The following is a 21417-nucleotide window of genomic DNA, read 5'->3' on the forward strand; positions in this document are numbered from 1 at the left end:
AGAAGATTGTTACGAGACAGTCATGATCTTACGTTTGAACAACTGTCTCTTCTCCCTGATAGAGTTGATTCTCGATGTTGCGTTGTTTAGTCGATATGGCACTGATCCGGCGGCTACGTTTCTGCACCGACTCACTAAGAAACACGATCTCTCCGAGGCTGAGCTTCTCGTTGATCAATTTAGCTATCGGACTGCCCTCTTCCTAGTCGGATGAACCAAACTCTACCGCAGCCAGTTTCTCTAGATAATTTTCTAATGGAAGGGGCGCGCACTATAGATGTGTATCTTACGGCGTGAACCAAGTCAGAGTTTGAATAGAGCCATATAGGTGATTATAAGCGCAAGTATGCCCATTACAGCTGACGTAAATCTCCACACGACGACTTCCCAGTCGCTGATACTCCCCGGCACAACATGTCCAGTGGCACGGAATCGAAGCATCGCCCGGGTTTGAAAAACCATCAACATACTTAATAGAAATGTAACGATTCCCAACAGAGCGAGTGGCCACATAATATTATTGCGGGGTGGCAGATGTATTAAGTTTTCTTACTGTACTTATCCTGTATGTGTTGAGCTTCTTACTCGCGGAGCAGTTTAGCAGGGTTACCGCGGTTAGCCTCAAGGTCCTGTTCGAACTCTGCCATCAGGATGCCGACGACATCAGTCCGCGAGAGATCGTGACCGCGCCGATCCTCGAGATGATTCTGGATCCGTTCGAACTGATCAGCCTTGCTCCCGCGGAGCATGACACCGGTGCGCATCTGATTAGTCGTTGAAGGGGTGTTTGATTCGGACGCGATCGCTCTCGTAGTAGGTACTCTTGAGCGTCCAGTCGCGTGAATCGATACGTCTGAGCGTTGTATCGTCTGAGTATATCCACTCGGAGCCGATCGTGTTTCCCTCGGCGTCGGTGAACCGCTGTAGCGTCAGTGGATCACCGTCGATGAGCAACTCATCGGGGAGCGTCTGCAGGCAGGTTTCGGCGTCGGCCTTGTGGACATCGGCCGGGTACTCGACGATCCCGCGGACCTTGTCGAGGTCGTTACCCGAGCCGAAGCCGCCGAGCATCGATGCCTGACACTGCAAGGCGATGTCTTCGTCGAGTTTCGCGAAGCGCTGGGTGACCCACGCGACACCCATCCCATCGCCGTGCCACGTCGTCACGAGCGTGTCGAAGGCATCTGGATAGTCCTTGTCCTGCGGTGCGAGCCGATGGGCCTCGTCCAAGCCGAGGAACGTCCGTTCCTCGAGCCGGGCAAGCGCGGCGATAACGGTCGCGATCGCCTCACGCCAGTCGTCGTCGGTCATCCCGTTGCGGGCCAGCTGCAAGCTACCGTTGTCCTCGAAGATCCGCCGCCACTCGGCCTGCGAGAGATCATCGGCCCCTAGTCGGAGTGAGAGTCGCTGTAGGAGTCCCAACTCGACGGGACCGGTGTACTCGTCCTTGTAGGATGCTGTTGCCCCTCGACTCGTCTTCGTCGGGCGTCGGTTCAGCTGAGTCGACGTCGTATCCAAAGTCATTCAGAACTTGCTTGGCTTCAATCGACGGTATTGGTCTGTGACCTCCTTGAAGACGTCCGAATAGTTCGTGGATCCCCCATCCCGCCCCAGTCCCTCCGAGTCGATCTTTCCACGACGGATCGAACTCCTCTGCCGCAGCCATCTCTGAACACACGGTACTCGTGAGCTTCAAGTGATGCTTCGGCGAATTCGTTGACCTTGTCCGCGAGGTAGATCGTCAACGGTACGGCGATCAGGAGCACGTCTCGAGATGATGCGACGATGTTCTCACCCTGTGTGGCGAACATCACGATCACAGCGAACAGCAGTGTGACGAGCGTCAGCGGATCGATTTTCGGAACGAGCACCTCATCTTACTATTCCACACTCTTCACTTGGCGGTATTCAGTTGACATCTCCCTCCGGCTTTACCACGAGCCGGAGGAGGATGTCAATTCGGTCCTGAGTATATTTAGGAATAAAGATTATAAAATCCAAGATTCATATTCTGATATGGACTTGCCCTTCCAACTACTACCGAATCAAGCATGGTTCATCTTTTCGGCGACCGCATTCGTGCTCACGTATATTGCTGGAGCATATTGGATATTTGTTGATTCAAAAGAACGGGGCCATGATAATCCCTATAAGTGGGTTGCGTACTGGGCAATTTTAAACATCATTACGTTAGGATACTACTTGGTCGTAAGAGATAATATTGGTCAACGAACTTCGGCGAAGAATACCTAGGAAAAAATCGCCGGTGCGATGGTACTGGGATCAATATTCTCATTAACTGTTTCTGGAGCAATCCAACCGGCAGATCCAATTATGCAATTCACATACGTCACTCTTCTACTTATTTTTACCCTCTTTGTATATGGAGCCATTTCATTCCGCCAAATCCGATCTAGCCCTATTTAATTCACTCGCTCGGCCGTACGCCCACATCTTGCAACACGGTTCAGTCACCGTTTCCGATTAGACGGTGGTGCGGGGTTATAGCTGGATAGGCCCCACCCGTTCGATCGTTCTTTTCTCTCAGGAAGACAGTATCCGATGAAGCCCCTCGATAGAGGTCACTGTAACTGGGCTGAGGGAGGTACCCCATTAGCATTCTGTTCGCTCGAGAACACGCCTGAATTCTAATTCTCCTGCCGACTTCTCGTACCGTTTTTGTGCGCCAGAAGGCGTGAGGCGCGTTCTGTCCGCCTCGAGATCAGTGATGAGTACTGACCGACCGATTCAGAATCTCACAACTGCCAAGGTCACACTCTCGCCAATTGTACTCCGAACGCTCGTCAAGTGGGGCGTACTTGAACCAAGGAACGCTCAGAATGCCAGTGCCGATTTTTCCCAACCTACCATATCTCCAGAGGGGTTTAGGCGAGAGGGACTGAAGTACCCTATGGGTACTAAAGCGGAGAGGCACCGGAGTATCTCAGGATGTCACAAGCCCTTACACACTTCGCTATCGGTGCAACTGGAATGACCGTTCTAGTTGCTCTTTTCCCTGGTCGCGTACGGGTCTCTCGTACACTCATCTTACTTGGAGGTGTGTTTGCACTAGTTCCCGATGCCTATAAGATCGCACCAACCTACGTTGGCTGGATAAAGGTAATCCATAACTCGGCACTAGGGAACCTGTTCTGGTTCCATCGGCTGGCAGACGTACTTGATCCGACTGACTCTTATCTTATTACAGTGATCACGGTCGGCCTGTGGATTGGAGTGACGGTTACTGTAGAACTAATGCGTCTACTCCATGCGACATCTTTGAATTGCACCGCTGAACACAGCAGTTACGATCCGTTCAGCTAATTGTGTGTGATATTGAACAGAAGGGGAAAGGGGCACTGTCTAGTTACGCACTTCTGGCGTCGATCGACGCGTTAGCGGCTGTCGCAGCACTACTGCTGAAGGATGAAATACTCACTCTTTGTGAGAAGTGTGCTGAAGGAGCTGAATGTTCGTTGTTCGTCGATTGAGTCCTACTTGCGTAGGAAATAGATAACAATATTACAGGATCTATCACGTCTTCACCGGTCCCACGTCTTGCTGTTTCCCTTATCTAGACACTGCCCATCAAACTGATTTGAAACCCGATGAGAATAACCAGACACCCGTCTAATGCAGGTATTGCATTTGGTGTATCCCGATCAACTGCTCGAGGGAAAAAGACCAGTACACGGCAGCACGAGATGGTCCCAGTCGGTGGTGATGAGCGACCTGAACGGTCGCTCAAGCGTGCCCGTGTGTTTCAGAAGAGGAAGTCGTTGACGTCCTCTTCGTCGTTGATTCCCTGTGCGGCGAAGACCTGTTCCTCGACGTCCTGTTCGAGCGGGAGCGCGTACGTCGTCACGATCCGATCGGTTCCCTCGTAGCGGCTGAACTCGCTTTCGAACTCATACAGCGCCGGTTGGTTGAACCCGCCACCGTCACCTCCACCATCACCGCCTTCGTCGTTATCAACGAACCAGCCCGCATCCTCGTTGAAGCTAGCCCCGAGGTTCTCCCCCTGTTGAACGAAGAGGGTGAACCGCTTGCCGGTGTTCACGTACGCCGCCATATGGGCGTTGAATCCCGTCAACGGGCCGCCGAGGTTCTCTGGAACGTTCGGTGCGTATTCGATGGTCCCGGACACGATCATGAACCGCGCGTTCGGTTGGAACGCGTCCTGGAACGCCGCGACTCGGATCTGGTCTTCGCCCTCGAAGGGGTCCTCGTCGTCCGCTTCGACGACACCCCCCTCGTCCTCCTGAGCGGCCACCGTACCCGACGCTGCCAACCCGGTTACGGCGGTGGTCAATGCGCTTTTCTTGAGGAACGAACGCCGCGATTCGTCGTCAGCGATTCGGTCGAGAAGGCTGGTATCGTTGTCTGTCATTGTGAATTCTTTCCCCAAATGACGGCCACGGCTATCGTCGAGCGTCTCGAGTAGCAGCGGCCATCGGATGCCCGTCGAGGTGTTAGGGCTTCAGAGATACACGCGTGGGGAGAGGTGTGCATGCTCTTCCACGGGTACAAACGCCGGATGGCGGTATCCCACGTGGTATTGGCGGTTCAGTGCTGACAAGCGGTGAAATCCGCGTGTCGAAGCGGTTCACGACGATCTGCCCTACGTTGTTGGCGTGGGTCAGAGCCGTTTTAGAGCAGATCAAGTGATGGTATGACAGTGACACGAATAGGCGTTAGGCCGACGAATTCAGGTAAACCGCCTCGAGGTCAAGTGGTTCGAGACGCGGAGCGTCTCGTCATCACGGAAGACTACGTCTTCCGTACGACCCCGACGCACTCGGCCTGCTCCGCCTGTAGACCGCCTCGGTTGGTATCACAGATTGGCTGCATCGGCCTTAACCCACCGACGATGGCGCTGTATCCCCACCCGCTTGTTTCGGTTGGTCGCTCGATGAAGGCGGGGTCTTAGCGCCTGCAATTTCGGATAAAGGGAGCGCGGGCGGCATTCATCTTCAGAATCGCTTGATCGAAGATCCCCAAGTTGTCCGTAAAACCATCTTAGAAGATACGCGAATACAAAACTGGGAGAGCGGATAAATTCCAGGATGTCCTATAGGAATATACGACGGAAGTCTGGGGTGGGGTTGCGGAAACGACGGAAACGAGGGGGGGTCAGAAGCTACGACGGAAACGTGGGGTATGATCGAATTGCTAGTAATGAGATCCAGTACGATCGTTACGACTGTTCTTCAGCCATGGTTGCGAGTTCTGCTTTCGATAACGGCTCGATCTCTACTCGAGTATCCTCTGCCGTATAGAAGATCGACGCAGTGATCGACCGATCACTGAACCATTCTTCGAGGACATGGTAGTAGACGCTCAGCTGAATTCGATACTCGTCTTCGGCGTGCCGACTGAGATCCGTTTTGAAGTCGACGATCTCGACGGCGTCGTCGGTCACGTGAACCAGATCGATAATTCCGGAGAGGGTGATCCGTTCTCCGTCGACCTCGAGCGGGAGATAGGCTCGCTCCTCGACGCGCAGCTTTCCCGGTAGACTGTCGAGGAACACTCTGATGTGTTCTTCGTCGTCACTACCAGGAGATACGTCCTTATCGAGAGCGTAGTCCTCGGCGAACTCATGAACCTGTGAGCCGAAATTCATGCCTCTTCCACCCGAAATATCCTCGAAGATGCTGTCATTCATGAGCGAGTGTGGCGAGTACCCTTCTGGTCCTGCTGGATCGGGAACGTCGACTTCGAGTCGCGTGTCACTCTCCTCATCGACATCCACTGCCGAAACGGCCGGCTCAAGCGATTCGACATCGACTGGCAACTCCTCGAGGAAGGTATTCGGTTCATCGCCCCCTGTAACCAGGAGGTGATTTTCCGCTCTCGTCATCGCGACGTAGAGGAGTCGCCGTTCCTCGTCGTGCTCGGTCGGCTGGCACTTGCGGAGGACGTCGGCTCGCCAGTTATCGTAGATATGGGGGTCACCGTGGGCTTCGGCGTAGTACTTCCGCTGACGAAGCCCGGTTGCCTCGGAGTACGTGATCGTTCCCTCGGAGCCGCCACCGGGCGGAAACTTGCCGCTGTTCATGTTCCCGAGAATCACGATTGGATACTCAAGTCCCTTGACAGAGTGAATCGTCTGGACAGTGACTGAATCGGCACCGGCAGCGGCCTGTACCTCCTCGGTGTAACCGTCCTCGATTCCTCGTTCGATGATCCGAATGAGGTCACCACGGGTCATCGTCGTCGATCCGTGGATCGACTGGACCGTCGTGAGGACGACGTCTGCCGTCGCCCCATCATAATCGTACTGATCAAACACGCGACGAGCGACCGCCGCGTGGGTCTCGAGCGACGACAGTTCGGTGCGAAATGCGCCCATCTCGTCGGGATAGGCGTCGTGATCGAGAACGTACTCGATCTCATCGAGCGTATAGCCGGCCCGTTCGAGCACCACTGCCCAGCCCCGTTCGGCATCCGCATCGTCTTCGAGGATACGCAGCCACGCTAGCAGTAGCTTCGCCTGATCGGTCCGGAAGAGTTCAATCCCACCCTCGTAGGCCATCGGCAACTCGTACGTCTCGGCGGTGGAGAGCAATTCGCGGCCGAAATCACGTGTTCGAGTGAGGACAGCGATATCGCCGTACGTCGGCGGCCGCAATTCACCGTCATCTTCGACCGCATACTCGTGGTTACCGATGATCTCCTGGATCGTTGTGAGGATCGCCTCGTGTTCGTCGGCGTGCTGAACGGCCTCGATCCGCGAATGATCGCGGTCGCTGTGTGCGGTCAGCGAAACGACGTCCTCGAGGACCGACTCGCGATCGACCGATTCGTTACTGCTGCCTGGCGTCACGAGCGCATGTTCGGAGAAGTCCAAGATCGACTGTGTCGAGCGGTAGTTTCGGTCGAGTTCGATCGTTGTTACAGGCTCGAGTGGGAACGACACCCGCTCGGCGTCGTCGTTCAGTTCGCCGGCAAACCGCTCCAGTCGGGATTCGAACTCGGTGATGTTCTCGATCGCCGCGTACTGGAAGGAGTAGATGCTCTGTTTCCAGTCACCGACGACACAGACGTTGGCAGTTCCAGACAGAAGCAAGGCGAGTTTGAACTGGATCTCGCTCGAGTCCTGAAACTCGTCGATCATCACGTATTCGAACTCGAGCTCCTCGCGAAGATCGCTATCCTCACAGCATAGGACGAACGCGAACAACTGGAGGAACGAGAAGTTCAGGTAGTTTCGTCCGAGCGCGAACTCGAGATATTCGAAGTAGAGGTCATGGACGAACTCAATGAGGTGGTCGCGGTCTTCGGTGAAAACCCGTCTGGCGACGTCCTCCGGGATAGCCTTCGAGCCGTACTCACCGCGGAGTTCGCTCCGATCGGGGGCGTCCGGAAGGTAACACTTGTTCCGGCCGTAGCGACCGAGCCGTGAACGGAGTTTCGACTGTTTGCTGCCGCCGTTTCGCGATTGGTTTACCTCGTCGAACGCCTCCTTGAACGCTCCGAAGTCTCCCTCGAGGGCCTCTCTGCCGTCACGATACCAGCCGTCTGCGGTCGGAAAGATCCCTTTCGACGCGAGATTATTGATCAGGTCGAGTAGTTCCGTCGGGTCCGAGAGGCATCGGAAGAGGTCGGCGTATTCGCTGTGATCGTCGTTGAATCGATGTACGAACTCCCGGAAGTACTCGTCCTCGATAGTCTCGTTCTCGAGGATCCGCGTCGATCCGGTGATTGCATCGTCGATCCCGAGATAGGAGGGCGCGTGAAAGCCATGCTGGTCCAGAATGTCGTTACAGAGGCTGTGGAACGTCTGGATCGGGGCGTCGTTCAGCGCTCGCATATCGTAGTCACAGTTGGCGACGATTCGATCTTTCATCTCCGTCGCGGCGTTACGCGTGAACGTGATCAGCAATGCGTCGTCGGGTTCGACATCGTCTTGAGCGACGATGTTCGCGTACCGTCGGGTCACGGTAAACGTCTTCCCGGTCCCGGCACCGGCGTCGACGAGGTGCAGGCCGTCAGTGCCCTCAATGAGTCGTCGCTGACGTTCGTTCGGGGTCGGCGACTCGTCGTCCGAAGCACCGTCCTCGGTCGAAGAGTCTCCTTCGTGCGACGCCGGGTTATCGATCGGCAACGTCATCGACGGCCCTCCGATTGTTCTGTCGGAGCCATGGCAGCGGCCTCGTCCTGCGAATCGTCTCGAGTCGATCGCGTTTGAGTGAGCAGCATGTCGCGGTTGTTCACGTAGCGGTAGTTCGGCTCTCCAGCACGACCGTCGACGGGGAAGCGGTCTTCACCGCGTCGGTACTGGTTCAACTGTTCGAGTTGGTCGTCGACGAACCGTTCGAACTTGTCTATATCTTCGACGAAATACCCCTCTTTCCGGTAGCCACAGAGGTGTCGAAATGCCTGCATACAGCCGTTGTTGACGTATTTGTACTCACCGACATCGTCGATCAGTCGCTCACGGAGCGCTTCGCCGAAGGGGGAGGCGGCCATCTCGTCTGCATCCCGCGTTCGGGGCACATCGTGAACGTCGAACGCCGTCAGATACGTTTCGTAACTGGTCTTCGAGAACGTCTTGTTGCAATCATTGGCGGCGTCTTCCCGGAGTTCATCGAAGACCGTTTGCGACTGCGCGAACTCGTCGAACGTCTCGGGATGGTACGTCACCGTTGTCAGGCAGTCCCCGATGGAAGCATCCCCGGTGACGATATCGTCCAGCGTCTCGAGGAAGTGGAAGAACGTGAACTCGAGACGTTCGTCGGGGCATCGTTGCCGCCAGTATGTGAGATAGAGTAACGCCTGAAAGTCCGATTTGTCACTCGGCTCGTCGATTGACGTGTACTTGGTCACCTGGGACGGGGAGTTCTTGCTTCCACTCTTGAAGTCGACCAGTTGCGTCGGCGACTGAACTAGGTCGATCTTCCCTTTGAGTCGGAGCTCGTCGTCTTCGAACCAGTGTTCGGTTGCGGGTGAGTCGACATCTCGACCGAAATACTCTGCGAAGAAGTTCGTGTCCCAGCCACTCGAGGGAGTCAGGACCGTTGTGTCGGATGGAGCGTTATCCTCGAGGTACTCGCAGATAGTCTCCAGACCAGCCCGATACCGTGTTCGTCGAGTCTCGAGGTCGACTTCTCGGTAGAACGCACGGGTTTCCTCGATCATGACATCGACGACCGCTGCTATGCGATCGTCGTCGACGAATCGGGGATGATTGGCGACGAATTCGGCGAAGTCGTGAAAGTAGTTCCCTTCAACGAAGTAGTGTTTGTCCGGGTTATCGACGAGCCGCCCGAAGAAGTAGTCTCGCGGGGAATTCGCGTATGTGTTGAGACTCGACTGGCTAATCGTCTCGACGTGGTCGGGTTCGACCGTCGCATTTAGCGATTCTCGCTCGAACCCATCACCCGTCGTTCGGTCCGTTCGTGCATGGCGAATCGACTCGAGATCGGAGAACTGTTCGAAGTCGGTCTTGAGGAGTTCTTCGAAGTACAGACACGGCGTGATGGGCGAACCGCCGGCCGCATCCTGAACCAGATAGTACTGTTCGACGCCGCTCTGGAGGAGCGACTGGAAGCTATCGATGTTTCGATCGTACTCTTCGTCACGGTCGACCCACGGGCGTTTCGGCGAACTATGCGTCCACTCCTCGTCCAGTCCCAGGTAGAAAACGACCGGGCGGTCAACGAACGATGCCGATTTCGCATCGGCCAGGAGGATGCCCTCGTTGTCCCGATCGATCGGTACTTCGTAGGTCTCGAGGTAAAACGTGAGTCGATCGATGGCCTCAGAGGTGATCGGTTCCGCGAGGAGGTTCAGATCCGCGAGCTCCGAACGGAACGCCTCTAGCGAGTGCCCCGTTCGATCCTCGTACGCCTGCAGTGTCTCCTCGAACGTGAGCGCGGTCGCCTGATCAGTGAATTCACGGAGCCACTCAACGTCAGGATCGTCGACGTCGGAGAGACGTTTCTCGTCGTGGTCAATAGGTACCGTTGCACCGAGACACGAGAGCAGCGGCTTCACGGACTGAACGCGAGTATCCGAGCCGGCAGTCGTACAGCGGAGAAGCTGGACGAACGCGCGGTGATCTCGGTTCTCCATGAAGCCAGGACCGCCATAGTATGGAATTTCTGCAGTATCGAGCGCGGATTCGACGAGCGGTGAGTACTCACTGCTCGCATCCAGAACGATCCCGATATTGTCCGCATTTTCGCGCGTCACAGTGTCGAGAATCGCATCAACGATCGCCGCTGATGACTCGAAGATGCGAAACGGCGGTAGTGCAAAGGTGTCCTCGGTGAATCGATCGATCGAATCGTACTCATCAGGAAGGATCGACCGTTCGAGATTCGTCAGTTGACGTTCACCGACCACAGCGACCGACTCGTCTATCCCGATATCGATTTGATAGTCTGCCAGAAGACGTGAAGAGGTATCCATCGACTCGACGATATCGACGACGGTCCTGGTCGCCGGCGTATCAAACGCATCGTACTCGAGGATCGAATCAGGGGTTCCCCGGTATTCCCAGCACTGAAGCACGTTTCCGACCGTATAGGCAATCTGCTTCCAGCTCAACTCGGTCTCGTCGATCACCTCGAGAAACGCGGTCCGGTCCTCGGCGGTCTCTCGGCGGCGCGTCGCGAGCCGCCGGGGTGTGATCGCGAACGGGCCGAAATGGGGTCGCTCGAGGCGGCGATTGAGGGCGTCCGCGAGCGGTGAGTCGGGGACGATCACGAGGTCGTACGCAGAAACATTCTGATACAGTCGATCGATCGGTTTCGACCGCTTGAGTGACACGATGTATATCGGTTGAATTACCAGACAATAAATTTGTATGTCGAAAAAGAGATGAAGAGTTTCTCTTGATTACCAGACTCGAAGCAAGAGAAGTGAAAAATGGTGTGCGAGCGAAGTGAAGAAATCGTTCCTGAAGCCATCTATACGCATCAGAAGCAGTCATACAGAGTCGTCGAACTGGATCTCAATCGTGATCGAGCGTATTTGGAGTCCGTAGAGACAGCGGCCTACACCCGACACTTCGCGAAAAAGAGATTACAATCGAGGAGACGGGACGCAGAGACGGTCGACTGCGGTGGAGTCGCCTTCAAAAAGACACTCGCTCGGATGACGGTTGCAGACTCGGTTACCGGATTTCTCCGCTATAGCCATCCGAACGATGATTCGCCCGCTGAACAGACGTTCGACGAGCCGCTGCCACCGTCGACTGTTTCGACGACTGGACTCTTCTTTACTGTCCCCTCGACTGTCGAGGCCTCTCTCGTCGCCCAGACCGATGATCGGGACGACTATCTGAGTGCGCTCCACGCGATCGAACACGCGCTCATTTCCCTGTATCCACGTGAGGTGCTCTGTGACCGAGCCGATATCGGTGGTCGCTCGAGGAGGCTCCTGCTCAAATGGTATTCCAGACAACGACACCGAACCGTGACTAGTGGGATACAGCCGCAGTCTATAGTATTCGCGCAAGAGACCACTGTCGAGTGGTACCGCGTTCACCTGTATCCAGTCAACCTCACCTTCCGCATCGGCCGGGTGTATATCACTCCAAGGATCTCCTTTACGCATCCGCGAACGGCGTAAAAGCACGGTTCCCCGAACTTTCTCTTCCGAATCGTGCTACATGCAGCCGTTCACTCAAGAGACAGTCTGCGTCAGTCCTCAAATCAATTTATCACTGAAGATACAGCACTATCACTTAGTCTCTTCGAGGATTTACTTCATCACTCACTGTTGGAGATCCGCCGGGGAATCGCGACAACATAATCAGACCCGTCGGCCGAGACGACAGAGATACTTCCTTCGACAGGGAGCATCGAACCGGTACGTGTCGTAATTTCGTTTTCCAACTGGACTCCGTTTTCGTCACGTACTCTCTGAACGAACGTCTGCCATCCGTCAGGCTCTGAAAAGGTCGTCTGGCAGTCGAAGATGGTCATGTCCAATACTTCATCTTTGCTGTACCCCAGCCAGTCGCAGACCGTCTGGTTGACGCCGTCGATCTGACCTGTCTCTGGATCGATGAGGAACAGACCGTCGTGGGCTCTATCAATGAGGGAACGGAATTGGGCATCTCCTATCGCGTTGTTTTCGTCTTCTGACGTGTGAGCCATAGCGCACTCGACAATCTTGGGTCAGCGATAAAGGTCGTTATGGTAAGTTCGTCCTCTGTACTGTGCATATTGATTGTCCAAGAACGTTCCCAAAGTCGGATGCATATTTCAGGAAGAATTCTTCCGAATACTGCGCTGAGTGCAAGTGCGAAGTGTACACGCGAACCAGTTCATTTTGATGGACCCTTGACTATCAGAGACAGTAGTTTCACGCCGTACCAACTGTTATCCAGCCACGGGCTGTAAGTCTCTTCCCCTTCGTGGGAGTCCCATGACTATTCATACCAACGAACTGACCGTAGAGGTGTACGTCCGTCCGGATGAGCTGGTTGAGCCAATCGACACTAAAATCGACGCGTTACACCGGCTCAACTCTTCAGATCATATTGATAATCTGGAGATACACGCATGGCCAGCGGCAATCACGCTCACAGACCAAACACCCTATAGTGATGTGATTGATGCGTTTGAACAGATGGAAGCGTGGGCCGGTGAACACGGGGGCAGCATCCAACCGCCGTTCAGTGTTCGGACTTCCACGTCCACCTTTACGAACGAAACACGGACCGTGCTCCGGACTCCGATGATGTGTCTTGCTGTATACGTTGGAGAGCAACTGGTGAACGTCTTCCCACACTCATGGGGTGACGATCACCACGGAGTCACGGACGCGATTGCAGCCTTCAGAACGGACGACCTTGAGCTGTTCCCGTACGCCCCTGATTCGGCTGCACCACCCCCAAGCCACTGTCCAGAATGCAATACCGAACTGACGAACGTACAGGGAATCGGTGTATGTCAGAGTTGTGATCAAGTCGAAGTCGGCACCCTGCTTCATCCCGAGCGAAGTCAGCGGTCGCAGTTTATGCTCCGACCGTGATCTAAGAAGTCTCTTTTCCCGTCGGCAATCTCCGTAATTTAGCGCTCAATAGCTGTCTTATACAGTGAAATTGTTGTCCGACTCTGGCCGACTTCTCGGACAGAGTTCCGTGTCCAAGAGGACTTAACGTGCAGTAATCCGATTGTCTTAGGCATCCTGCCCCCAAGCAGGATGATTCCTAATTTTCTCTCGCACCGGTTTCACGTCTTCTGGTTCATTTACTCCCAAAAGATCAAACATAAGTGACTGCGTTGGAATATCTGACTTCTCATCCCCACGCCGCTCAAAATTGGCTTCCGACCTCCCGTACTCTGTGTTCGCCCATTGGTTCTTAACAGGAACAATACGGTACTCTGCGAGACACTTAATGAGCTGTTTTCGATTTTGATTTTCAAGCGCCTTCTTCACGCAATAACTGAAATTATCAATTTCTGGCGGCCTATCAAACGTCACCATGTCTGCCGTATGGTATAGGGAAATACTAAGTACTGCTCCATTCTTATGTCCAAACTTAAGATGATCACGGGCTGCCTTCTAAGAGTGAGTATGTCTGACTTTGGGAGAGGAATTGAACAACCACTGCCGCTCAGTATAGAGGACACAACTATCATTCCTTCGTTGCCCAATCATCGTCCTCTTGGCTCTCGATGAGAGAGATGATATAGATGACTACTATTGACCCCAAAACGCTTCGAACGAAATTGGAGAATGGTGAGGACGTGTGTGTAGTCGATATTCGGTCAGAAGAGGATTATGAGGAAAACCATATTAAGAATAGTAAGAACCGTCCTATTCGAGAGGCGCTTCTTTCGGGGAATGTTGAGAAAGCGTTGGCAGAGTTGGACAACCTCCCGGCCGACAAGGAACTCGTTATGGTATGTGATGCGGGGGTCGCATCAACCGAAACTGCCCGCCAACTCCAAGACCAAGGGAAGAACGCGAGTGCCCTTGATGGCGGTTTGAATGCGTGGGAGCAGAGTCAAGAGTAATAGAGTGATTCGCATGCGCACTTAGCGCGGTATCCGGTGGGGACGTGACCGCACCAAGCGTGCAGAACGCGAACTGCAGGCAGTCGAAGACGATGTTCGGTGGGGTCTAAGTGCGTGATCGCTGCGGTCGCTGATACAGGCCCACTCATCCACCTTGACGAAATTAACACGCTTTAATTGTTCTCGGCAGTCGATGAGTTACTCATTCCACAGACAGTATACGAAGAACTTGAGGCAGATACGGTTCCGTCTGCGCGGCATTGTCTAGATAAGGGAAACTGCAAGACGTGGAAACGGTGAAGACGTGATGGATCCTGTGACATCGTTATATATTCCCTGACATAAATAGGACTCAATCGACGAGCAACGAACATTCAGCTACTTCAGCACACTTCTCACAAGGAGTATGTATCTCATTCTTCAGTAGTAGTGCTGCGACAGCCGTTAAAGCGTCGATCGACACCAGAAGTGCGTAACTAGACAGTGCACCATCTCCGATGCAATCTTATTCTCCAATAACCTCTGTTCAGTGGCGATCTAAGTGGCGATTGCTTCGGAAGTGGCGGAGGGTGTGATGCTACGACACCGTTGATCGGGATCGGCTCCCTGACTCAGCAGAAGATCCCGTTGAGCAATTTGTCTATCTCTGACTCAAAGACCACTCGTGAGGCCTTTTCCAAAGCGGATAGAGACCGACATCATGTTAACCAACAGAACTATTGGTTGGCGTTCCGTGTTGGGTAAGTCTTGCAGCGTCCGCTAAGGGGCGGAGGCGCATTCTGACCCTCCGGCGAGAGACGAACGCGTCGCAGAGCAACACAACCAGATTGCTCGAACGACGACAAGCAGGCTCACAAGTTTCTTCGATACACCGTTCTCCGGCGGCTTAAAGGGAGAGACAGAACACCTGTTGACAGACAGCACGCTGCTCCGGCGTGACTATCGGATATAGCAAGGATGACGAGATGCTCGACAGCTGGGGCTCCAGCAAAGACTAATGGGAGACCGTCCTACTACAGAAATCGTGTATCTGCTTCCACGTGTTCTTCCCGGACAACCAGTAGACAACCCTACGCATCATCGTCGACGTGATGGCCGCGCTCGGTGTCTGGCAGATCTGGACTGGCAACGCTGCCGTGTTCGGCTCCTACAACCATCAGGAGCGCTGCGAAACTATCTCGGACGGTCATCAGGTCGAGGAGTTGCTTCACGAGCGCCTCGATGGCCCTGAGGAAGCCGTCGCCTCGGGTGGTGGTCAAACTGGCGATGTCCGCGACCGGCTAGTCGTCGACGATGACCTATATCCAAGGACGACCTCGAGTCATCGGGATAGCCGATACGCTGTCGTATACCCCAGTCAGATGAAATTGAACTGAATACAGGCACCGGTAAAGGATCAAACCCAGACACCCCTGACGTCAAATGAAATTTTCCAGTAACTGAAGGAGTGGGAGAGAGAAGGCCCATACCCCAAATGTCGAGTGTAAACTACTGAATTCACGCGTTATAACCGATTTATGGCCCACTCAAGAATTCGGCAGATAGAAATTAGAATGGAGAGTGGTTAGGGAATCGATAGGGATTTATTCTCTCTTTGACTGTAGTCCCACTGTGGATATTGCTTCCATTCAAGCTATATAAAGCCACAATAAACATTTAAACTAATAATTGCAGGAATATTCTGCCGAAACGGCATCAAGGTAGGTACAGTTGATAACATAATGAGTTAGGTCTTTCTCGAGAGTTCTCTGATATGTTCGATTTCATACTCGCCTCGAAACGACGAGAACCACCCTCCGTCCGCTGACTGAACCAGCGACCTCAATTCCGAATGAGGGTTGCGGTTCAGGTTAATCGCTGTCAGTACTCCCCGAATTTGTTCGTTCCACAACCCTCATTCCGTGGATATGGTGATACGAGTAGATATGATTTTGATATGAGCAAAAGGATATTCTGTTCGAGGCGAGTACTGTCGTATATGGGTTCAGACAGCGATCGTCGACGGATCAAGTCCGCAGACAAGGTGTGTGATATCCTCGAACACTTGCGGACAGTGGGAACATCGACGGTCTCTGAGATATCCGAAGCTATCGAGCTCTCTCCGGGAACGACTCACACGTATCTTGCGACCCTCGAGTCACGCGGTCTCGTTCGGCAGGATGAGGGGAGCAGTGAGTACCGACTCGGCCTCGAACTACTCCCATACGGAGATCACGTCCGCGTCCGGAACGAGTTCTATCGCGCAGCCGAGGCAGAGATCCAGCAGCTGGCCCACGATAGCGGCGCCTATGCACACCTCATGACCGAACACAATGGACGGCTGATAATCCTCCAAGAGACCTTCGGCGAGAACGCAATTGGGACTGATTTCCATCCTCGGAAGCGGGAACGGCCAGAACCGCTCCTCCACTGCACTGCCACGGGAAAAGCGATCCTTGCGCACCTTCCAGATTATCGCGTCGCCAATATCCTTCACGAGCGTGATCTGGTCTCACACACATCATCGACAATCACAGAGAAAGATGAATTGGTGGCCGAACTCGAGACGATCCGAGAACGGGGGTTCGCATTGAACGATCAGGAACACATGCGAGGTATTCGCGCCGTCGGCACGCCGGTGTTATCCGACGACGGTCGCGTCCTCGGTGCAGTTAGCCTCTCTGGATCTGCCAGTAATTGGAGCGGTGACCGGTTCCGGGAGGAGGTACCGAAGACAGTCATGCGGACCGCCAACGCCATTGAGGTGAACGTCCACTCGAACCTCGATGAGACCAGTTAATCGAAGAGACGATATGCCGATGTCATCCAGTCAGACATAGAGAAGACCCCCAAATCATTCGCTTTCCGTAGCGAGATGTGGTTGGTCGGATAGAACGTCTTCCGCGTTTCGCTTTGCTAGCTCTTCTAACCCCAGTTCAATCACGTATGGATAGAAGTCCCTGAGTTTCTGTATATCAATACTGTATTCCCGTTTAGATTTGAGTGACAATTCTTGGTATGTCAGTTCTAACTCCTCACGTACGCTTTTTGGAAGGTAGATGGTCGTCCCTGTCCATTCCGATTTGACGTCTATTTCTGCCGAAACCTTCCCTCTCTCACCCGCCCTGTTCGTCCACGTATCAAGTTCTGATTCCATCGATTCTGTACTGCCAGTCTCTTTCTTGTGCGATTTTTCGCCCATTCTGATTCCTTACTATCTATATTTAATGCGTTTCACCACGTCGTGTGATGGGTGGTACCAATGATCTGTATTACTCTCATTACTGCAGAGATATATAGGTTTTTCGTAAGCCATTCACCATAAATTGGGTAAATCGCATTTCTTTCTGGGTGTTATCAAATAGAAAATCGTTCCGAAAGATCATCGACATACACCATAAACTCACTATGTTCGACAAATTCTATTCCGTCAGAACGCGTCACTGCGAGATCGTCCGTATTAACGGTAAGTCGAACGGTCGTCGTTTCACCGGGCGGAACCGTAACTCGAGAGAACGCCTTCAATTCCCGACGAGGAGTGACTTGAGAACTGCTACAATTCCGCATGAACAGCTGGACGACTTCGGTCCCTGTACGAGCACTGGTGTTGGTAACGTCGACAGCTACGTTGATGTGTCCGTATCGTTTTGCTCCGGTCGTATCGATTTTCATCGATTCGTACGTGAACGAACTGTAACTTTCACCATGGCCGAACCGGAACAATGGGTCGTATGACGAAGGATGCTCGTTTTCACCCATCAGCACCGGCTGTGAAAGACAGTCGTGAAGACAAGGCAGTTCACCGACAGACTTTGGCATCGATACCGGAAGTTTCCCAGATGGGTTATGATTACCAAATAGCACGTCAGCAACCGCTCGTCCACCTTTCGGGCCAGGAAGATACGCCATCACCGTTGCATCGGCGTGGGAAATGAGATCGGTGATCGCGAGCGGTCGACCCGAGACGAGTACGAGTACGGTCGGAATCCCCGTTTTCGCGACGGTCTCGAGAAGTCGCTGTTGCGCATCGGGGACAGCCAACTGAGTTCGAGTCGGGAACTCTCCGGTCGGGCCATTGATCGACTCCGGGCCGAACTCATAGACGTACCAATCTTCTCCAAGAACGACGACGGCGGCGTCGGCGGTAGAGGCCGCTTCCTGTACCGCTTCTTCGTCCGCGACGGTATCGATAGACGCACCTTTCGTATACGTTACCGAAGACGGATCGTCGACCGCTTCGGTAATTCCGTCGATGACCGTCGTTCCCCGATCGTGATCTAGATCTGCGACAGTCCATCCGCCGCACAGGTTATCGACGGTGCGAGCATTCGGTCCAGTGACGAGAATTTCGTCTGCCGTTTCGAGTGGGAGGACCCCATCATCGTTTTGTAACAGCGTTATCGACTGCCGTGCTGCTTTCAGTGCAACGCGGCGATGTGCATCACACCCTATATTTTCGACCGCAACGTCCGCTTCGATATACGGGTCCTCGAACAGTCCTAACTGAAATTTCATCTCGAGAATTCGTCGAGTTCGCTGGTCAAGCAATGATTCCGATAGGCTACCGTCGTCGAACAGTTCCCGTAACCTATCCACGTAGGATGGACCCCCTACTGTGAATAAATCGATTCCAGCTTCCCATGCTGTTCGAACGGCATCAGTGGACGTTTCCGCCGTTTCATGGCCTTCTTCCAGCATATCGACGCCCCACCAGTCAGAACAGGTGACACCCTCGAAACCGAGCTCGTCACGAAGTAATTCAGTGAGATATCGATGTGATCCGTGGACCGGTTCACGGTTTACGGAATTGTACGCTGCCATGACTGCTGTGACATCGCTGTCTATCGCACGGCGAAACGGAGGGAGAAATATTCGATGGAGCGCCCGTGGAGAGATATCGACTGGAGCCATGTGTTCGCCTCGGACAGGCGACCCGAACGCAGGAAAGTTTTTGACTGTTGCGGCGACTCGCGAGTTCGTTTCTCGTGATTTATCCTCTAGTCCGCTGATCTCCGCGGCGACTAGTTGGCTGACCAAGTACGGGGATTCTCCGTATGTTTCGTAAGTCCTCGCCCATCGTTGATCGCGTGCAACGCCAGCTGCTGGTGAGTTGGTCTGTGTCGCACCGGTCGCACGCATTTCCTTTGCGGTGATACTCGCGGTATCTTGAACGAGTTCGGGATTCCACGTCGCGGCCAGTCCGAGATTATGGGGGAATATCGTCGTGTCGACTACGTTCGCATGACCGTGAACCGCGTCAACGGGAATATTAATCGGTATTCCAAGTCGAGTGTCTTCAACGGCGACCTGTTGAAGCCAATTACTTATCCGAATAGCAACGTTAGGACGATTATAGCGAGAGACTCCTACTCCAAAAGGCGTCACGGAACCAATGGATCGGTCACGAATAGCAGTGATTGCGTCATCAATCGTTGCAGCGTAATCCTTCTCGGAGAAGTTACCAGAGAAGTCACCGACGTACATTCCGACCGTCTGCCCAATCTTCTCCTCGATAGTCATCCGTTCAATGAGATCTGTCACTCGGTCGGCGACGGGTGCCGTTGGATCCTCGTAAACGCGATCCCTTTCCTCAGACATTATGCGAAATAGTAACACCCGGTCCTAATTAAGCTACGTTGTTGTTGCGTTTGCGGTCGAACTGCTCTAAGAGAGTTCAGTGGAACGCAAAATTAGGGGTAGTGCGCGATATACCAGAAATCGCTGATACTCGCGGTGACACTATCGACGGTTGGCAATCGTCAGATTAGCCGAGATTGATGTTGATCGCTTTCGTTTGCGTGTACTCGTCAATTGCTTCCATCGCGTTCTCACGACCTTGACCCGATTGCTTATATCCACCGAACGGTTGTCCGGCAGAGGCGTCGTTGTAGTGATTGACCCAGACGACGCCTGCCTCGAGGCGGCGGGCCGTCCGGAGCGCCTTCGTGATGTTGTTCGTGACGACGCCCGACGCCAAACCGTAGTCGGTATCATTCGCCATTTCGATTGCTTCGTCCTCGTCCGTCCAACCGAACGTCTCCACGACCGGACCGAAGATCTCCTCTTGCACTGACTGGTGATCGTGATCGAGTCCGTCGATAATCGTCGGTTCGTAGAACGAGCCCGTCTCGAGTTCGCCGTCGTCGGGCGTTTGCCCGCCGGTGACAATCGTCCCGTCGCCCTCTCTCGCTGCCTCAACGTACCCGCTCGTTCGCTCGACCTGTTCCGGCGAGACTTTCGGACCCATGTCGGTCTCCTCGAGGAGCGGATCGCCGAGTTCCAGCCCGGCGGCGGCCTCAGCGTAGGCGTCGAGGAACTCGTCTTTGATGTCTTCGTGAACGAAGATCCGCGAGCCGGCGGCGCAGAACTCGCCCTTGTTGAAGAAGATCGCCATCATCGCGATCTCGACGGCCTCCTCGATGTCCGCGTCAGGATAAATGATGACTGGACTCTTGCCGCCGAGTTCCAGCGTCGTCTTCGTCACGGTATCGATGGAGTTTCGGACGATCTCTTTGCCAACTTCTGTCGACCCGGTGAACGAGAGTTTGTGTACGTCGGAGTGTTCTGACAGCGGCGCACCCGCATCGTCCCCGTATCCAGTGACGACATTCACGACGCCATCGGGAACGATGCCGTCGACGAGCTCGACGAATTTCAGGATCGACAACGGGGTCTCTTCGGACGGTTTCAGCACGATCGTGTTCCCCGCAGCCAGCGCGGGTCCGAGCTTCCAGATTGCGATCATCAGCGGGAAGTTCCACGGGACGATCCCGCCGACGACGCCGTAGGGTTCGCGGATCGTCAGTACTTGCTTCTCCCGATCGAACATATCGTCGGTCGGAACCGTCTCGCCGGTTACCATCCGCGCTGCCGCCGCGTTGTATCGAAGATGATCGAGGACGACGCCGATGTCGCCCATCGCCTCCGTGATCGTCTTTCCGGTGTCGAGTACCTCGAGAGTCGCGAGCGTTTCGCGATTCGCTTCCACTGCGTCCGCGATCTCCGAAAGGACGCGCTGTCGCTCTCCGGGCGAATACCCGGACCATTCCGTCTCGAACGCCGACTGCGCCGCGTCGACGGCTCGATCGATGTCCGTCGCGTTCCCAGCAGGGACCTCGGCGAGAACCTCACCGGTCGCGGGGTCTCGCGTTTCAATCGTCTCGCTCGAGTTGCTTTCTACCCACTCGCCACCGATATAGTGAGTCAAATTACTGGGAAGCACCTCTTCGGAGGCACTTCGATGACGTTGTACGATCGAACTACTCTCGTCTGCTTGCGGATCAGTATCTATACTCATGACTCACCTTGACATGGTTGCCCTATTATACTTAAAGATAACGGTACATATGACCCTGATACGTCAGAATCAGAACCGCATAAGCAGATCGATCGGTCCACTGCATGGAAGCGGCCGAGCGATATCGATTGGCGACCGAAAGGCGGATATCGAACGGTG

Annotated in this window: 15 protein-coding genes and 2 pseudogenes; 5 read left to right on the forward strand and 12 right to left on the reverse strand. The window is 54.2% G+C overall.

Annotated elements, in window-relative coordinates:
• Window positions 1–61: 61 nt before the first annotated feature.
• Window positions 62–211, forward strand: a pseudogene (locus tag ACJ70B_RS18765) (IS6 family transposase); the annotation flags it as partial.
• A 370-nt stretch (window positions 212–581) separates the two neighbouring features.
• Here the strand turns inward: ACJ70B_RS18765 and ACJ70B_RS18770 are convergent.
• The 6 genes and pseudogenes from ACJ70B_RS18770 to ACJ70B_RS18795 form a co-directional block, all read right to left on the reverse strand.
• The gene (locus ACJ70B_RS18770) at window positions 582–764 is read right to left on the reverse strand and encodes a hypothetical protein (protein WP_408960543.1); all 183 of its coding nucleotides are present in this window, start codon (window positions 762–764) and stop codon (window positions 582–584) included.
• 4 nt (window positions 765–768) lie between these two features.
• Window positions 769–1524: an ATP-binding protein gene (locus ACJ70B_RS18775; protein WP_408960544.1), complete on the reverse strand. Its 756-nt coding sequence runs from the start codon at window positions 1522–1524 to the stop codon at window positions 769–771.
• 209 nt (window positions 1525–1733) lie between these two features.
• Window positions 1734–1877 (reverse strand): annotated as a pseudogene (locus ACJ70B_RS18780) (arsenical-resistance protein); the annotation flags it as partial.
• A gap of 1886 nt (window positions 1878–3763) precedes the next feature.
• Entirely contained in the window at window positions 3764–4390 is a 627-nt protein-coding gene (locus tag ACJ70B_RS18785) for a twin-arginine translocation signal domain-containing protein (protein WP_408960545.1), read from the reverse strand.
• Window positions 4391–5197: 807 nt separating this feature from the next.
• Window positions 5198–8116, reverse strand: a complete 2919-nt coding sequence (locus ACJ70B_RS18790; protein WP_408960546.1) for a UvrD-helicase domain-containing protein — start codon at window positions 8114–8116, stop codon at window positions 5198–5200.
• On the reverse strand, window positions 8113–10779 hold the full coding sequence (locus ACJ70B_RS18795) for a PD-(D/E)XK nuclease family protein (protein WP_408960547.1): 2667 nt from the start codon (window positions 10777–10779) through the stop codon (window positions 8113–8115). Before ACJ70B_RS18795 ends, ACJ70B_RS18790 begins: the two co-directional genes overlap by 4 nt.
• 204 nt (window positions 10780–10983) lie before the next feature.
• Between ACJ70B_RS18795 and ACJ70B_RS18800 the strand changes: the two genes are divergently transcribed.
• Window positions 10984–11583 (forward strand): hypothetical protein, encoded by a 600-nt coding sequence (locus ACJ70B_RS18800; RefSeq protein ID WP_408960548.1) that lies wholly within the window; start codon window positions 10984–10986, stop codon window positions 11581–11583.
• A gap of 140 nt (window positions 11584–11723) precedes the next feature.
• On the opposite strand, the gene ACJ70B_RS18805 is transcribed toward ACJ70B_RS18800, so the two are convergent.
• Window positions 11724–12113 carry a PAS domain S-box protein gene (locus ACJ70B_RS18805; protein WP_408960549.1) on the reverse strand — a complete coding sequence of 130 codons (390 nt, stop codon included), beginning with the start codon at window positions 12111–12113 and terminating at the stop codon, window positions 11724–11726.
• A gap of 271 nt (window positions 12114–12384) precedes the next feature.
• Between ACJ70B_RS18805 and ACJ70B_RS18810 the strand changes: the two genes are divergently transcribed.
• Window positions 12385–12993, forward strand: a complete 609-nt coding sequence (locus ACJ70B_RS18810; protein WP_408960550.1) for an HTH domain-containing protein — start codon at window positions 12385–12387, stop codon at window positions 12991–12993.
• A gap of 147 nt (window positions 12994–13140) precedes the next feature.
• Here ACJ70B_RS18810 and ACJ70B_RS18815 read toward each other — a convergent pair whose 3' ends face one another.
• Complete coding sequence (locus tag ACJ70B_RS18815; RefSeq protein ID WP_408960551.1) at window positions 13141–13449, reverse strand: hypothetical protein; 309 nt, start codon at window positions 13447–13449, stop codon at window positions 13141–13143.
• A 209-nt stretch (window positions 13450–13658) separates the two neighbouring features.
• Between ACJ70B_RS18815 and ACJ70B_RS18820 the strand changes: the two genes are divergently transcribed.
• Complete coding sequence (locus tag ACJ70B_RS18820; protein ID WP_408960552.1) at window positions 13659–13982, forward strand: rhodanese-like domain-containing protein; 324 nt, start codon at window positions 13659–13661, stop codon at window positions 13980–13982.
• 1070 nt (window positions 13983–15052) lie between these two features.
• On the opposite strand, the gene ACJ70B_RS18825 is transcribed toward ACJ70B_RS18820, so the two are convergent.
• The gene (locus ACJ70B_RS18825) at window positions 15053–15241 is read right to left on the reverse strand and encodes a hypothetical protein (protein ID WP_408960553.1); all 189 of its coding nucleotides are present in this window, start codon (window positions 15239–15241) and stop codon (window positions 15053–15055) included.
• A 677-nt stretch (window positions 15242–15918) separates the two neighbouring features.
• Between ACJ70B_RS18825 and ACJ70B_RS18830 the strand changes: the two genes are divergently transcribed.
• On the forward strand, window positions 15919–16761 hold the full coding sequence (locus tag ACJ70B_RS18830) for an IclR family transcriptional regulator (RefSeq protein WP_408960554.1): 843 nt from the start codon (window positions 15919–15921) through the stop codon (window positions 16759–16761).
• Window positions 16762–16815: 54 nt separating this feature from the next.
• Here the strand turns inward: ACJ70B_RS18830 and ACJ70B_RS18835 are convergent, their stop codons facing one another.
• The 3 genes from ACJ70B_RS18835 to ACJ70B_RS18845 form a co-directional block, all read right to left on the reverse strand.
• Window positions 16816–17118 carry a hypothetical protein gene (locus ACJ70B_RS18835; RefSeq protein ID WP_408960555.1) on the reverse strand — a complete coding sequence of 101 codons (303 nt, stop codon included), beginning with the start codon at window positions 17116–17118 and terminating at the stop codon, window positions 16816–16818.
• Between the two features lie 200 nt (window positions 17119–17318).
• On the reverse strand, window positions 17319–19559 hold the full coding sequence (locus ACJ70B_RS18840) for a glycoside hydrolase family 3 N-terminal domain-containing protein (RefSeq protein WP_408960556.1): 2241 nt from the start codon (window positions 19557–19559) through the stop codon (window positions 17319–17321).
• 166 nt (window positions 19560–19725) lie between these two features.
• Window positions 19726–21258 (reverse strand): aldehyde dehydrogenase family protein, encoded by a 1533-nt coding sequence (locus ACJ70B_RS18845; RefSeq protein WP_408960557.1) that lies wholly within the window; start codon window positions 21256–21258, stop codon window positions 19726–19728.
• Between the last annotated feature and the right edge of the window lie 159 nt (window positions 21259–21417).

This window comes from Natrinema sp. 74, from assembly GCF_046097095.1.
In the GTDB taxonomy this organism is placed as follows: domain Archaea; phylum Halobacteriota; class Halobacteria; order Halobacteriales; family Natrialbaceae; genus Natrinema.

What these genes read in the sequence shown, in the direction of transcription:
- ACJ70B_RS18770 (WP_408960543.1), bottom strand. Translation starts at nt 764, where the DNA reads ATGCGCACCGGTGTCATGCTCCGCGGGAGCAAGGCTGATCAGTTCGAA.
- ACJ70B_RS18775 (WP_408960544.1), bottom strand. Translation starts at nt 1,524, where the DNA reads ATGACTTTGGATACGACGTCGACTCAGCTGAACCGACGCCCGACGAAG.
- ACJ70B_RS18785 (WP_408960545.1), bottom strand. Translation starts at nt 4,390, where the DNA reads ATGACAGACAACGATACCAGCCTTCTCGACCGAATCGCTGACGACGAA.
- ACJ70B_RS18790 (WP_408960546.1), bottom strand. Translation starts at nt 8,116, where the DNA reads ATGACGTTGCCGATCGATAACCCGGCGTCGCACGAAGGAGACTCTTCG.
- ACJ70B_RS18805 (WP_408960549.1), bottom strand. Translation starts at nt 12,113, where the DNA reads ATGGCTCACACGTCAGAAGACGAAAACAACGCGATAGGAGATGCCCAA.
- ACJ70B_RS18810 (WP_408960550.1), top strand. Translation starts at nt 12,385, where the DNA reads ATGACTATTCATACCAACGAACTGACCGTAGAGGTGTACGTCCGTCCG.
- ACJ70B_RS18815 (WP_408960551.1), bottom strand. Translation starts at nt 13,449, where the DNA reads ATGGTGACGTTTGATAGGCCGCCAGAAATTGATAATTTCAGTTATTGC.
- ACJ70B_RS18820 (WP_408960552.1), top strand. Translation starts at nt 13,659, where the DNA reads ATGACTACTATTGACCCCAAAACGCTTCGAACGAAATTGGAGAATGGT.
- ACJ70B_RS18830 (WP_408960554.1), top strand. Translation starts at nt 15,919, where the DNA reads ATGAGCAAAAGGATATTCTGTTCGAGGCGAGTACTGTCGTATATGGGT.
- ACJ70B_RS18835 (WP_408960555.1), bottom strand. Translation starts at nt 17,118, where the DNA reads ATGGAATCAGAACTTGATACGTGGACGAACAGGGCGGGTGAGAGAGGG.
- ACJ70B_RS18840 (WP_408960556.1), bottom strand. Translation starts at nt 19,559, where the DNA reads ATGTCTGAGGAAAGGGATCGCGTTTACGAGGATCCAACGGCACCCGTC.
- ACJ70B_RS18845 (WP_408960557.1), bottom strand. Translation starts at nt 21,258, where the DNA reads ATGAGTATAGATACTGATCCGCAAGCAGACGAGAGTAGTTCGATCGTA.